Origin of the sequence: Pseudomonas fluorescens HK44, from assembly GCF_000217955.3 — a bacterium.
GTDB lineage: Bacteria > Pseudomonadota > Gammaproteobacteria > Pseudomonadales > Pseudomonadaceae > Aquipseudomonas > Aquipseudomonas fluorescens_AQ.
This window is the reverse complement of sequence record NZ_AFOY02000015.1, coordinates 1,435,246-1,449,420: the sequence shown is the minus strand read 5'-3', so window position 1 is coordinate 1,449,420 and position 14,175 is coordinate 1,435,246. Positions and strand designations below refer to the sequence as shown.

The following is a 14,175-nucleotide window of genomic DNA, read 5'->3' as shown; positions in this document are numbered from 1 at the left end:
TATAAGGTCTGAATCATGAGTTTGCTCAATATCGGGATGTCGGGGTTGAATGCGGCCTCATCGTCTTTGGCGGTGACCGGCAACAACATTGCCAACGTTGACACAGCCGGCTATTCGCGTCAGCAAACCGTGCAGAACAGCAAATCCTCGATTCAGTACGGCAGCAACGTATTCATCGGCACGGGTACGACCCTGGCGGACGTGCGTCGGGTGTATAGCGCTTACCTCGACACCCAGTTGCAGACCACCACTTCGCTCAATAGCGATGCCCAGGCCTATTTGAGTCAGGTGACGCAGGTCGACAAGTTGTTGTCCGATAGCGGGACCGGCATCACCAAAGTGATGCAGTCGTTCTTTTCGTCCTTGCAGACACTGTCTTCGACGCCGAACGATGCCGCTGCGCGTCAGTCCCTGCTGACCAACTCCCAGAGTCTGAGCAGCCGCTTCAACGCCATGTCCGATCAGCTCAAGCAGCAGAGCTCCTACATCAATGCTCAGATGGGCTCGGTAGCGGATCAGGTCAATAAACTGGCTTCAACCATTGCGACCTACAACCAGAAGATCACTGAAGTCAGTGGTACTGGCAGCACACCAAACGACCTGATGGATCAGCGCAACGAAACGGTTCGCCAGCTCTCTCAGTTAGTGGGCACGCAAGTTGTCGAGCGCAATGGCAGCTACGATATCTATATGACGGGCGGTCAGCCGCTGGTCATAGGCAATACCGCCAACTCGCTTCAGGTTTCTACAGACAAGAGCGACCCGACCCGCAGTTCGATCATCATGAATCGCGGCTTCTCGACGCTGGATATCACTTCCGCCGTGACCGGCGGCGAGATGGGGGGGATGCTGCGTTACCGCGACGACGTGCTGGCGCCAGCGACCAATGAGCTGGGGCGTATCGCCATGGTCGTTTCCGACCAGGTGAACCAGCAGTTGGGGCAGGGGCTGGACCAGAACGGTGAGTTCGGTGCTGCCCTGTTCAATAATATCAACAGTGCAACGGCCATCAGTCAGCGCAGCATTGCCAGTGGCAACAACAATCCTGTGTCGGGCAACCTGAATGTCACGATTCAGGACACCAGCAAGTTAAGTACCAGCGATTACCAGGTGACCTTCGCCAGCGCCACGGGTTATAGCGTCAAGCGTCTGTCGGATAACACCGACATGGGCAGCTTTACCCTTGGGGCCTCTCCGGCACCGGTGATTGACGGCTTCTCCCTGAGCCTGAACAGTGCGGCCGGGGTGAGCGCCGGTGACAACTTCAAGATCACCCCGACCCGCAGCGGCGCCGGGGACCTTTTGACGGTGATGACCGACGCCAAACGTCTGTCGACTTCCGCGCCGTTGACCTCGACTCTTGCCCAGGGCAACAAAGGCACGGGCTCGGTCAGTCAGCCGACGTTGACCTCCACTCTGGATATCTACAACCCTGTCCAGAACCAGGATATGCAGAACGCTATCAAGACTGCGATGCCAGTGCGCATGCTCATGACGTCTGCCAACGCCTACCAGGTGCTGGACGCCAAGGGCAACAGTCTTGGGACGGGCAGTATCGTGCCTGGGCAAAGCAACAAGCTGAGCATTCAGGTGCCTTACACCGATTCGCTGGGGGCAGCCCAGAACTTCAATTTTGAAATGACGGTCAGCGGTACTCCGGTTTCGGGCGACAGTTTCAATGTCTCGATGACTGCGGCCAGCAGTACTGACAACCGTAACGCGCAGGCATTGCTTGGTCTTCAGTCGAAGGCCACTGTGGGCGCAACCACGACCAGTCCGGGGGTCAGCTTCTCGGATGCCTACGGCGGTCTGGTTTCCGGGGTCGGCGCGAAGGCCAAGCAAGGCCAGATGGATGGCACCGCCAACGACACGCTCCTCAAGGGGGCGGCGGCGGCCCGCGACTCCTTGTCCGGTGTCGACCTCGATGAGGAGACCGGCAGCCTGGTCAAATATCAGCAGTACTACAGCGCTTCTTCGCAGATCATCAAGGCTGCGCAGGAAACTTTCAGCACTCTGATCAACAGTCTTTAAGGAGCCGTAGATCATGCGTATTTCTACTGCACAGTTTTACCAAAATAGCGCGGCCAACTATCAACGAAACTTCTCCAACCTGATCAAGACCGGTGATCAGGCCAGCAGTGGCGTCAAACTCGAGACGGCGGGCGATGACCCGGTGGGGGCTGCGCGCTTGCTGCAGCTGGATCAGCAGAGCGCAATGCTGGGCCAGTACACCAACAACATCACCGCGCTGAAGACTGCTCAGGCTCAGGAAGAAAGCGTGCTCGACAGCGTCAACAACGTGCTGCAGAAAGTCAGTGAGCTGGCAGTGCGTGCCGGTGGCGGTTCGTTGAACGACGATGACCGCAAGTCCATCGCCGCAGAACTCGATCAGTCCGAGCAGCAGCTTCTGAGTCTGATGAACAGCAAGGATGCCAGCGGCAACTACCTGTTTTCCGGAGCCAGTAATGATACTGCCCCCTTTGCGCGCAACGCGGACGGCACCTATAGCTACAAGGGCGACCAGACTCAGCTCCAGCTGAAAGTCGGTGATTCGATGTCGTTGGGGCTCAATGATTCTGGCTGGAGTGTTTTCCAGCAGGCAGTCAACGCGAGCCGCAGCCAGACCACCATGACCGTGCCTGCTGTCGACGACGGGCGCGTGGCGTTGTCGCCCGGGTTGGTGAACTCCGGCCCGACCTTCAACTCCAGCTTCCGCAGTGGCGAGCCTTACACAATGTCGTTTCTGAGCAGCACCCAGTTTCAGATCAAGGACGTGGCAGGTAATGACGTCACGGCCGAGGCGACTCAGGGTGGCACCTTTGATCCGAACGCCAAAGGTGGTTCCAATATCAATTTTCGTGGCGTGACATTCGCCCTGAATGTCACCTTTCAAAGCACCGACACGGCCGTCAACGCGGACGCGGTGATCGCGGGCCACAGTTTTCAGCTGGCAACCAAGCCGGACACCATTACCAGTACACGCAATCCAGGCAACCCATCTACCGCGCTGGTCAGTCAGAGTAAGGTCACCAACCCGGCGGACTATGCGGGTTTCTTCCCGGACGGCGGTGCGGTACTCAAGTTCACCAGTGCAACCACGTTTGACCTGTACGCTCGTCCATTGACGAGCAGCAGTCAGGCGGTGTCGTCGGGTACGGTGACGGCGGGTGTCGCGACGGCGGCCGGCATCAGTTTCACCATGAGCGGTACGCCTGCGGCCAACGATCAGTTCGACGTATCGGTCAATGCTCACCAGACCCAGAATGTGCTCGATACCGTTAGCCAGTTGCGTCAGGCGCTCGAAACGCCAACGCAGGGCAACCCGGCGGCGCAACGTCATCTTGAGGAGTCGATAGCCTCGGCGATTGCCAACCTGGGCAACGCCAAGAATCAGGTCGACCTTACTCGGGGAGCCATCGGTGCCCGGGGTAATGTGATGGATCTGCAGAGCGAGCAGAATCAGAGTGCCGGCTTGATCAACGCCTCTACGCAATCGGATATCAAGAACACGGATCCGGCGGAAGTGCTGACCCGCCTGACCTTGCAGCAAACCATGTTGCAGGCGGCGCAACTGGCGTTCTCGAAAATTTCCCAGTTGGGCCTGTTCAACAAGCTTTGATCGGGCGTCAAGCCCTGGCGGTCAGTCCTTTCAATCGAGGGCTGGCCGTTTTTTTTTGCTCTGCTGTCAGGCCGAAAATGAATTTTCAGGGTGGCTTTAGTCGCAAAAATACATAAAGCTTCGCACTCTGAGTGACCCGTCAGTCAAAACGCGCATCTTCACTGTATCCTGACTGCGGGCGGTGAAGGTTGCGGGCTTGTACAATGGCGTCATCGACTCCTGCCATTGCCCCCGGTTTTTTTGGGCGGGGGGCAGCCCCCTGACTGTCGACACCCTCGACCCTCTGAGTGGTGATTTTTCAGCTGTTTATTATTGGGAAGCCATAATGATTGGCATAAAAAGTATAGCGAGTTACGTGCCTGCAGCCGGGGTTGACAACTACGCCCAGGGTGCAAAATTCGACAAGGATGAAACCTTCATTCTCGGCAAGATTGGCTCGGCCTTTTTGCCGCGCAAAGGCGCTGATCAGGAAACTTCCGATCTGTGCGTCGAAGCAGTCAATGCGCTGTTTGCAGCCAACCCTGCACTCAAGCGTGAATCCATTGATGCCTTGATCGTTGTCACCCAGAACGGTGATGAGGAAGGTCTGCCGCACACTGCGGCAATCGTTCAGGACAAGTTGGGTCTGCCGACCAGCGTTGCCGCCTTCGATATTTCCCTCGGTTGTTCCGGTTATGTCTACGGCATCTATGCGCTCAAGGGCTTTATGGAGGCGACAGGGCTGAAAAATGGCCTGTTGGTGACCGCCGATCCCTATTCGAAAATCGTTGACCCGCAAGACCGCAACACCACCATGCTGTTCGGTGATGCCGCGACGGCAACCTGGATGGGCGAAGACCCGACCTGGCGCCTCGGCAAGGCGAAGTTCGGCACAGACGGTTCGGGCGCTCCGCACCTGAAGGTCACGGATGGCGTGTTCTTCATGAACGGTCGTCAGGTGTTCAACTTCGCACTGCTGAAAGTCCCGGCGCATTTGCATGAGTTGCTCGATGAGTCTGACCTGCAAGCCAGCGATATCGATGCCTTCTGCATTCACCAGGGCAGTGCGGCCATCGTCGATGCCGTTGCGCGCCGCTTTGAAGAGGCTGAGCCGGAGAAGTTCATCAAGGACATGCTTGAAACCGGTAATACCGTTTCGTCGAGCATTCCGCTGCTGCTGCAGAACCATGTGTTCGATTCCAAGTGGAAACGCGTGGCGCTCAGCGGTTTTGGCGTGGGCTTGTCGTGGGGCTCGGCGATTATCTATCGTCCTTGATTACCCGCCCTTGCAGCGATCGTGAAAACGCCCGGGAACGAAAGTTCTCGGGCGTTTTGCGTTTCGCTGGTGCCATGTTTTTGGCTGCAAAGCCTTGAAAATAAAGGGCTGGCACGCTGCCACTAACAATTTTCAAAAAAACCCTCAAGCAAAGTGTTTTCACGACGATAACTATTACGAAGGTTCTCTAGGCCACACCCGACGGATGTCAGGGCCGGAAGCCGCAGTATCCATCCAACGAGGATTTCGTCATGTTAACCGTAAACACCAACCTTGCATCGCTGACCGTTCAGAACAACCTGAACAAGGCTTCCAATAGCCTGCAAGCTTCGATGCAACGCCTGTCTTCCGGCCTGCGTATCAACAGTGCAAAAGACGACGCGGCTGGCCTGCAGATCGCCAACCGTCTGACCAGCCAGATCAACGGCTTGGGTACTGCGATCAAGAACGCCGGTGACGGTATCTCCATCGCGCAAACCGCTGAAGGCGCCATGCAGGAATCCACCAACATCCTGCAGAAAATGCGTACCCTGGCCCTGGCTTCCGCGAACGGCTCGCCAAGCGCAGAAGACCGTAAATCGAACAACGCCGAGTACTCGGCTCTGACCTCCGAGCTGACCCGTATCGCTACCACCACGACCTTCGGTGGTCGTAACCTGCTGGATGGTACTTTCGGTACTACCGCTTTCCAGGTTGGTGCTAACGCCAACCAGACCATCAATATGACCCTGGGTGACGTTGGAGCTGGCAATATCGGTTCGCAGCAAGTGAAGAGCACAAGCGTCACACCAGCTGCAGCTCCTGTTGCCGCTGGTGCGATCACCATCAATGGTAGTGGTGGCACCGCTACCGTGAACACTGTCGCTACTGACTCGGCCAAAACCATTGCCGCCAAGATGGACGGTGCTGTAAGCGGTTTGTCTGCCACTGCCAGCACTGAAGCCACGTTCACTCTCCCCGGCGCTTCCATTGCCGCCAGTAACTTCGATTTAACGGTTGGGGGGCAGACGGTCAGCATGGTGGGCGTGACCACTCTCTCCGATATGGCCGATCAGCTGAAGTCCGGCGCTGCAAAATTGGGTATCAGCGTTAACTTTGATCCCAAAGCCAATACCCTGTCGGTGAAATCCGACACCGGCGAAAACTTGATATTCAATAACCTCGCCGGTGCTGCGAACACTATCTCGGTTGCAACCAAGAACGCTTCTGGTGTCCTTGGTGGTTCTGCTGTGCTTGCAGCTGGATTGACCGCCGTTGGCGCGATCTCACTGAACTCCACTAACAGCTACTCGATGACCGAGGCAGCCGCCGGTGCTTTGACCGGTTTGTTCGGCGCCGCTTCTGTAAGCTCCACCAAAACCACCGTTTCCAATACTGATGTGACCACTGCCGCCCACGCGCAGAACGCGATTGACGTGATCACCAAGGCGATTGGCAATATCGACTCCCAGCGTGCTGACCTCGGTGCGGTACAAAACCGTTTCGACAGCACCGTGTCCAACCTGCGCAGTATCTCGGACAACTCCACCGCTGCCCGTGGCGTGATCCAGGACGTTGACTTCGCATCTGAAAGTGCTCAGATGACCAAGCAAAACACCCTGCAACAGGCTTCGACCGCAATCCTGGCTCAAGCCAACCAGCAGCCAGCCGCTGTACTGAAGCTGCTTCAGTAATATCGGCGCTTGGTAACTGACGGAAGGGCGCGCTACGTGCCCTTTCGTCTTTTTCGTGATGAGGAGATCAGCATGGACATGAGCGTCAAGTTGAACCTGTCTTATCCAGCGGTTGCCCCTCAGGGCGCAACACCGCCAGTTGCTGGCTCCCCGGACAAGCCCAAGGCTGGCGCCAGCGTGTCTGCGGTATCGGAGCCCAAGCGCGCCGATTTGGAAAAGGCTGTCACCGATATTCGGGATTTCGTCCAGGCTACTCAGCGCAAACTGGATTTTTCCATTGATGATTCTACCCATCAGATCGTGGTCAAGGTCATTGCCACCGAAACCGGTGAAGTGATTCGCCAGATACCTTCGGAAACTGCTCTAAAGTTGGCACAAAGCCTACATGACGCCAGCAGCCTGCTATTTGACGGCAAGGCCTGAGCTGGCATGAATTTTGTTGCTGTCGATGCTTGAGGCGCTCTTCGTCAAAAAAGCGGCAGCCACTGGATAAGGAGAGAAACGATGGCGGGTACAACGGTTAGCGGTATTGGTTCGAACATCGATACCCAGGCGATTGTGAAGTCTTTGGTGGATGCTGAACGAGCACCCAAGCAGACACAGATCAACAGCCAGACGCTGAAAGCCACCACCTCGCTGTCGTCCATCGGCAAGATCCAGGCGGCGCTGGATGCCTTTCGTGGCGCCATGACAACGATGAGTACGACGGCCAGTTTCAGCGGGCTGGCCGGTTCTTCTTCAGACGAAAAGGTCGCCACGGTCACGACCGGCAATGGTGCTGCTGCCGGCAACTTCTCGCTGGTGGTCACTCAGTTGGCAGCGGCTTCGAAGATATCCACACCGGTTTTTGCCGGTGGTGCGTCCTCTGTTGTCAACAGCGGCGCAACCCCGACAACCCTGACCATCGTGCAGTCGGGCACCAACTATGATGTCAGCATTCCTGCAGGTGCCACGTTGCAGCAGGTGCGTGACTCGATCAACTCGCAATACACCAACCAAGGACTGAGCGCCAACATTTTGAGCGATGCCAACGGCTCTCGGTTGGTATTGACGTCGAGCACTACCGGGGTGGGAACGGATTTGACCCTGTCGGGCAATTCCGGGCTGGAAGTCGGCACTTCGGTCATCACTCCACCGGACAATGCGAAATACACCATCGATGGCATTTCGATGACGTCCAAGAGCAACACCGTTTCCGATGCGGTGAGTGGTGTCAGCATCAAACTGCTGTCGACCTCGACAGTGCCGACAGCGGCAAACGGTACCCCTCTGCCTCCTGTGCCGACCACCATTGCGGTGACTGCCAGCAGCACGAATCTGAAGTCCTCGGTCAAGGGGTTTGTCGATACCTACAACGCTTTGATCAAGGCGGTCAATACTGAAACCCAGGTGACCACAAACCCTGATGGTTCTCTCACCTCTGGCGCACTGACCGGCGATGCTTCGCTGCGTTCGCTACTGTCTTCGGTGCGTAACGAGTTGAACGCGATGTCGGGCACCGGCTCGTTGAAGGCGCTGGCACAGTTCGGTGTCACGACGGATCAGAAAACCGGCATGCTGTCGATCGATGACAAGAAGTGGGACGCGGCAGTGCTCACCAATGCCGCGGACATCAACGGTATTTTCACCGGTAGCAACGGTTTGCTGGCGCGGATGACTGCGGCAACCGATACCTTCGCGCAGAGCAAGACCGGGACCTTTGCGAGCCGTGCGGCGAGCCTGGCTGACAGCCTGACCGACTTGAAGAAACAACAGGATTCTTTGGACTCGCGCATGACGGATCTGCAGGCCAGTTTGAGCGCCAAGTACAATGCCATGGACGCTCTGGTGGCCAAGCTTAAGGCGCAGGGTGATAGCATCATGAGTACGCTCAATGCGCTCAATAATCCGAAATCCAGTAACTGATTCGGATTGAAATGCGAAGAACCCAAGCACGCTGCAAGGCGGTGCCTGGGTTTTTTCTTGATCTGCGAGAGGGTGTTAAAGTTTTTTACGCCGACGTCGACATAAAGATCAGAGCAAATCCTTTTTAGTTATTGCCCGATACGAGGTACAAGCATGAATCCCATGAGAGCCCTTCGTCAGTATCAGAAGGTCAATTCCCATGCGCAGGTCTCTGAAGCCAGCCCCCATCGTTTGGTGCAAATGCTGATGGAGGGCGGGTTGGACCGCATGGCTCAGGCCAAGGGCGCTATGGCTCGTGGCGATATCGCGCTCAAGGGGTTGATGATGGGCAAGGCGGTCGACATTATCATCGGCCTGCGTGATGGCCTGAATCCCGAAAGAACCGATGATCCGGCTTCGCTCCAGCAACTGGATAACTTGTACGCTTACATGATGACCCGGCTGATGGAGGCTAATCGCCTGAACAGCGCCGAGATGATCGATGAGGTGTCAGGTTTGCTAACCACCCTGAAAAGTGGCTGGGATGAAATTGCACCGCAATAGGCCTGCCGGTCTGAGGAAGACATCATGAACCATGCACTGCAACGGATTGAAGAAACTCGTGATGCTCTCGTTGATGCGTTGGCTGCGCGCAATTGGGACGCCATCGGCAAACTGGACGCTGCTTGCCGCGCCTGTGTTGACGATGTGCTCAGTGAGGTCCCGGTAGATGAACAGGCTCTGCGCGAGAACCTGGAGAGTCTGCTGGCGGTGTACAGGCAGTTGCTGGAAGTGACAACGGGCGAGCGTCAGGCGATAGTCGATGAGATGTCGCAGATCCATCAAGCGCAGAACGCGGCAAAGGTTTACCATCTGTTCGGTTAATCCCCAGTTAATCCGAACTTTGTGCGCCATAAATTTGACTATGCACGGTTTTTTGACTTAACTAGTGGCTGTTTGAAGATTTCAGACGTCTATCAGGCTCAACGTGTCTGCAGGCGTCTAGCTTGCCCACTCATTTCGGGCATCGAGTTGACTAGGGAAGTTGCTATTGCATGTGGCGTGAAACCAAAATTCTGCTGATTGATGACGATAGCGTCCGGCGCCGTGATTTGGCGGTGATTTTAAATTTTCTTGGCGAAGAAAATTTACCCTGTGGTAGCCATGACTGGCAGCAGGCAGTCGGCTCTTTGTCATCAAGTCGTGAAGTCATTTGCGTCCTTATCGGGACGGTAAATGCTCCTGGCTCACTTCCGGGCCTGTTAAAGACACTCGCTATCTGGGATGAGTTCCTTCCGGTGTTGTTAATGGGCGATAATTCTTCCATTGACCTGCAGGAAGACCAGCGTCGCCGGGTACTTTCCACTCTGGAAATGCCCCCCAGCTACAGCAAGTTGCTCGACTCCCTGCACCGCGCCCAGGTTTATCGCGAGATGTATGACCAGGCCCGTGAGCGCGGTCGTCACCGCGAACCCAATCTTTTCCGTAGCCTTGTCGGCACCAGTCGGGCGATTCAGCACGTTCGGCAGATGATGCAGCAAGTGGCCGACACCGATGCCAGCGTGCTGATCCTCGGTGAGTCCGGTACAGGCAAGGAAGTGGTCGCGCGCAACCTGCACTATCACTCCAAGCGGCGCGACGCGCCGTTCGTTCCGGTCAACTGTGGCGCGATCCCGGCCGAGCTGCTGGAAAGCGAACTGTTCGGCCATGAGAAAGGTGCGTTTACCGGGGCCATCACCAGCCGCGCCGGGCGTTTTGAACTGGCCAACGGCGGTACGTTGTTTCTCGACGAGATTGGCGACATGCCATTGCCGATGCAGGTCAAGCTGCTGCGGGTATTGCAGGAGCGTACTTTCGAGCGCGTGGGGAGCAACAAGACCCAGAGCGTCGACGTTCGGATCATCGCTGCGACCCACAAAAATCTCGAAAGCATGATCGAGGTCGGCAGCTTCCGTGAGGATCTGTACTACCGCCTCAATGTCTTCCCGATCGAGATGGCACCGCTGCGTGAGCGTGTCGAAGATATTCCGTTGCTGATGAATGAGTTGATCTCGCGCATGGAGCACGAAAAGCGCGGTTCCATTCGCTTCAACTCGGCAGCGATCATGTCGCTGTGTCGTCATGGCTGGCCGGGCAATGTCCGTGAGCTGGCCAACCTGGTCGAGCGCATGGCGATCATGCACCCGTACGGCGTGATCGGTGTGGTCGAATTGCCGAAGAAATTTCGTTATGTCGATGACGAAGACGAGCAATTGGTCGATAGCTTGCGCAGCGATCTTGAAGAACGGGTAGCCATCAATGGCCATACCCCGGACTTCACTGCTAACGCCATGCTGCCGCCAGAAGGGCTGGACCTCAAAGACTACCTCGGTGGCCTGGAGCAGGGCCTGATTCAGCAGGCGCTGGATGATGCCAATGGCATCGTGGCGCGTGCGGCCGAACGCCTGCGCATTCGCCGTACCACCCTGGTCGAGAAGATGCGCAAGTACGGCATGAGCCGTCGCGAGGGTGATGAGCAGGCGGATGATTGACGCCTGTTTTTCAACTTGCTGAATAATAGGTGGTTTTTTTAGGCACGGGTATTGCTACGTCCCTCGCAACGTTCCGTTTAACTGACGGTCAGCCTAGCGAGAGAGCACGATGCCCCACGCCGCCCCAATGTCTCCTGTCTCCGAAGCCTCGGGGCTATCGTTCTCTGTAGAGCAGGCAAGTCGGCTTGGCCTTGAGCAGGCATTCGCGCTGTTCAGTCAGATGTCGAGCCAACTGACCGACTCCTACAGCATGCTTGAAGCCCGGGTCACCGAGCTCAAAGGCGAACTGGCAGTGGTCAGTGCTCAGCGCATGCAAGAGCTGGCTGAAAAAGAGCGCCTGGCCAACCGTCTGCAAAACCTTCTCGACTTGTTGCCCGGTGGCGTCATCGTCATTGATGCTCAGGGTATGGTGCGCGAAGCCAATCCGGCGGCCAGCGAGCTGCTGAGTCTGCCGCTTGAAGGTGAGTTGTGGCGTCATGTCATTGCCCGCTGCTTTGCTCCACGTGAAGACGACGGTCATGAAATTTCCCTGAAGGATGGTCGGCGCCTGTCGATTGCCACGCGTTCGCTGGATGCCGAGCCGGGTCAGTTGGTGTTGCTCAACGACCTGACCGAAACCCGACACTTGCAGGATCAACTGGCTCGCCATGAGCGCTTGTCGTCCCTCGGACGGATGGTCGCTTCCCTGGCGCATCAGATTCGCACGCCGCTGTCTGCGGCATTGCTGTACGCCAGTCATTTGACTGAGCAAGCGCTTCCGGTCGCTACCCAGCAACGATTTGCCGGGCGTTTGAAGGAGCGTCTGCATGAGCTCGAACATCAGGTGCGGGACATGCTGGTGTTTGCTCGCGGCGAGCTGCCATTGACTGATCGTGTGACGCCCGCGGCGCTCCTGCAATCGCTGCAAGCGGCGGCATTGACGCATGTTCAGGATTATCCGGTGCGTTGGCAGTGCGACAGTCATGCCGGGGAGTTGCTGTGCAATCGTGACACGCTGGTCGGCGCACTGCTGAACCTGATTGAAAATGCGATTCAGGCCAGTGCCGGCGAAGTCCGTCTGAAAGTTCATCTGTACACCCGTGAAAACACCCTTCGGCTGTGCGTCAGCGACAACGGCGGCGGTATCGCCCCCACCGTGCTGGCGCGCCTGGGGGAGCCGTTTTTTACGACTAAAACCACCGGCACCGGCCTTGGCTTGACCGTAGTCAAGGCGGTGGCCCGTGCTCATCAGGGAGAATTGCAGCTGCGCTCGCGGCCGGGCCGCGGTACGTGTGCGGTGGTGGTCTTGCCGTTGTTTTCCAGCGCTCAAGGAGTGGAAAGAGGCTGATGGCAATCAAGGTTTTACTGGTCGAAGATGACCGCGCGCTGCGCGAAGCGTTGACGGATACGCTGCTGCTGGCCGGTCACGACTACACCGCGGTGGGCTCGGCCGAAGATGCGCTGCAAGCTGTGGCGAGTGAGTCATTCAATCTGGTGATCAGTGACGTCAACATGCCGGGCATGGATGGTCATCAGTTGTTGGGTTTGTTGCGAATTCGTCATCCGCAGTTGCCGGTGTTGCTGATGACCGCTCATGGCGCGGTTGAGCGTGCTGTCGATGCGATGCGTCAGGGGGCGGCAGACTATCTGGTCAAGCCGTTCGAGCCCAAGGCGTTGCTGGATCTGGTGGCGCGCCACGCCTAGGGTTGTCTCGGCGCCGCAGAGGGCGAAGGCCCGGTAGCGTTCGAGCCGGCCAGTGCGCAGTTGCTTGAGCTGGCAGCCCGTGTGGCGCGCAGTGATTCGACGGTGTTGATCTCGGGTGAGTCGGGTACCGGCAAAGAGGTGTTGGCGCGTTACATCCACCAGCACTCGCGTCGCGCCAGTCAGCCGTTCATTGCAATCAATTGCGCGGCGATCCCGGACAACATGCTCGAGGCGACCTTGTTCGGTCATGAGAAAGGCTCGTTCACTGGCGCTATTGCGGCTCAGGCCGGCAAGTTCGAGCAGGCCGATGGCGGGACCATTCTGCTCGACGAAATTTCCGAAATGCCCTTGGGGCTTCAGGCCAAGCTGCTGCGGGTGTTGCAGGAGCGTGAAGTCGAGCGTGTGGGCGCGCGCAAGCCGATCGCACTGGATATCCGGGTGGTGGCGACCACGAATCGCGATTTGGCGGGCGAAGTGGCGGCGGGGCGTTTTCGTGAAGACCTTTACTATCGCCTGTCAGTGTTTCCGTTGGCCTGGTGTCCGTTGCGTGAGCGCACTGCTGATATCTTGCCGTTGGCCGAGCGTCTGCTGGCCAAGCACGTCAATAAAATGAAGCATGCCGCGGCCAGGCTGTCGCCGGAAGCTCAGGCTTGCCTGATCGGTTATCCGTGGCCGGGCAACGTGCGTGAGCTGGACAACGCCATTCAGCGGGCGCTGATTTTGCAGCAGGGTGGTTTGATTCAGCCGCAGGACTTTTGCCTTGCGGGACCAGTGGCTTGCGCGCCACTGCCGGTATTGGCACCGGTTCCAATGTCGTCACGAATGCTCGAAGTCGATGCGCCGCAAGGCGATTCAGCGGGCGCGCTGGGTGATGACCTGAGGCGTCGCGAGTTTCAGATGATCATCGATACGTTGCGATCCGAGCGCGGGCGGCGCAAGGAAGCGGCCGAGCGCCTGGGTATCAGCCCGCGGACCTTGCGCTACAAGCTGGCGCAAATGCGTGATGCGGGAATGGATGTCGAGGCGCATCTGTTTTCCGCGTGAGGGTTTGCCACGTCAGTTATCTGCCTGCAAAACCTCGAATGGGCTTTTCTCAAGCGTCGCCATGGAGCTGGCACCCTTGTTGCTAACACCACTCTATCCGCCGAGTGAGTGTCAAAAAATTGCGGGTCGTCATAGAGAGTGGACCATGAGCCAAGGTATTGAATTTAATCGGTTGATGTTGGACATGCGGTCCATGCAAATGGACGCCATGGCTCAGCCGAAAGCAGCGGTCGCGGTGCCTGAAATGGGCGGTAGCAGCTTTTCCGACATGCTCGGTCAGGCCGTCAACAAGGTCAATGACACCCAGCAGGCTTCGAACCAGCTGGCCAATGCTTTCGAAATTGGCAAAAGCGGCGTCGACCTGACAGATGTAATGATTTCCTCGCAGAAGGCCAGCGTGTCTTTCCAGGCATTGACCCAAGTGCGTAACAAGCTGGTTCAGGCATACCAAGACATCATGCAGATGCCGGTATAAGGACGAGATTG

11 protein-coding genes and 1 pseudogene are annotated in these 14,175 nt (G+C 57.3%); all 12 read left to right on the top strand.

The features are described from left to right. The first annotated feature begins 15 nt into the window (after window positions 1–15). The 12 genes and pseudogenes from flgK (at window position 16) to fliE (ending at window position 14,164) form a co-directional block, all read left to right on the top strand. Window positions 16–2,031 (top strand): flagellar hook-associated protein FlgK, encoded by a 2,016-nt coding sequence (gene flgK, locus HK44_RS19435; protein WP_019692402.1) that lies wholly within the window; start codon window positions 16–18, stop codon window positions 2,029–2,031. Window positions 2,032–2,044: 13 nt separating this feature from the next. Next, window positions 2,045–3,619 carry a flagellar hook-associated protein 3 gene (locus HK44_RS19430; protein WP_019692401.1) on the top strand — a complete coding sequence of 525 codons (1,575 nt, stop codon included), beginning with the start codon at window positions 2,045–2,047 and terminating at the stop codon, window positions 3,617–3,619. A 325-nt stretch (window positions 3,620–3,944) separates the two neighbouring features. Continuing rightward, the gene (locus HK44_RS19425; RefSeq protein ID WP_019692400.1) at window positions 3,945–4,874 is read left to right on the top strand and encodes a ketoacyl-ACP synthase III; all 930 of its coding nucleotides are present in this window, start codon (window positions 3,945–3,947) and stop codon (window positions 4,872–4,874) included. A 251-nt stretch (window positions 4,875–5,125) separates the two neighbouring features. Continuing rightward, on the top strand, window positions 5,126–6,547 hold the full coding sequence (locus tag HK44_RS19420) for a flagellin (protein WP_019692399.1): 1,422 nt from the start codon (window positions 5,126–5,128) through the stop codon (window positions 6,545–6,547). Window positions 6,548–6,619: 72 nt separating this feature from the next. Further along, on the top strand, window positions 6,620–6,970 hold the full coding sequence (locus HK44_RS19415; RefSeq protein ID WP_019692398.1) for a flagellar protein FlaG: 351 nt from the start codon (window positions 6,620–6,622) through the stop codon (window positions 6,968–6,970). Between the two features lie 81 nt (window positions 6,971–7,051). Further along, the gene (gene fliD / locus HK44_RS19410) at window positions 7,052–8,452 is read left to right on the top strand and encodes a flagellar filament capping protein FliD (RefSeq protein ID WP_019692397.1); all 1,401 of its coding nucleotides are present in this window, start codon (window positions 7,052–7,054) and stop codon (window positions 8,450–8,452) included. A 153-nt stretch (window positions 8,453–8,605) separates the two neighbouring features. After that, window positions 8,606–8,995, top strand: a complete 390-nt coding sequence (fliS, locus tag HK44_RS19405; protein ID WP_019692396.1) for a flagellar export chaperone FliS — start codon at window positions 8,606–8,608, stop codon at window positions 8,993–8,995. A 24-nt stretch (window positions 8,996–9,019) separates the two neighbouring features. Further along, window positions 9,020–9,316 carry a flagellar protein FliT gene (gene fliT, locus HK44_RS19400; RefSeq protein ID WP_019692395.1) on the top strand — a complete coding sequence of 99 codons (297 nt, stop codon included), beginning with the start codon at window positions 9,020–9,022 and terminating at the stop codon, window positions 9,314–9,316. A gap of 170 nt (window positions 9,317–9,486) precedes the next feature. Further along, complete coding sequence (locus HK44_RS19395; RefSeq protein WP_019692394.1) at window positions 9,487–10,962, top strand: sigma-54 dependent transcriptional regulator; 1,476 nt, start codon at window positions 9,487–9,489, stop codon at window positions 10,960–10,962. A 127-nt stretch (window positions 10,963–11,089) separates the two neighbouring features. Beyond that, window positions 11,090–12,289, top strand: coding sequence for a sensor histidine kinase (locus HK44_RS19390; protein WP_019692393.1), 1,200 nt, complete (start codon window positions 11,090–11,092; stop codon window positions 12,287–12,289). Next, window positions 12,289–13,689 (top strand): annotated as a pseudogene (locus HK44_RS19385) (sigma-54-dependent transcriptional regulator). Before HK44_RS19390 ends, HK44_RS19385 begins: the two are co-directional and overlap by 1 nt. Window positions 13,690–13,834: 145 nt before the next feature. Beyond that, window positions 13,835–14,164, top strand: a complete 330-nt coding sequence (fliE, locus tag HK44_RS19380) for a flagellar hook-basal body complex protein FliE (RefSeq protein WP_019692392.1) — start codon at window positions 13,835–13,837, stop codon at window positions 14,162–14,164. Window positions 14,165–14,175 lie beyond the last annotated feature (11 nt).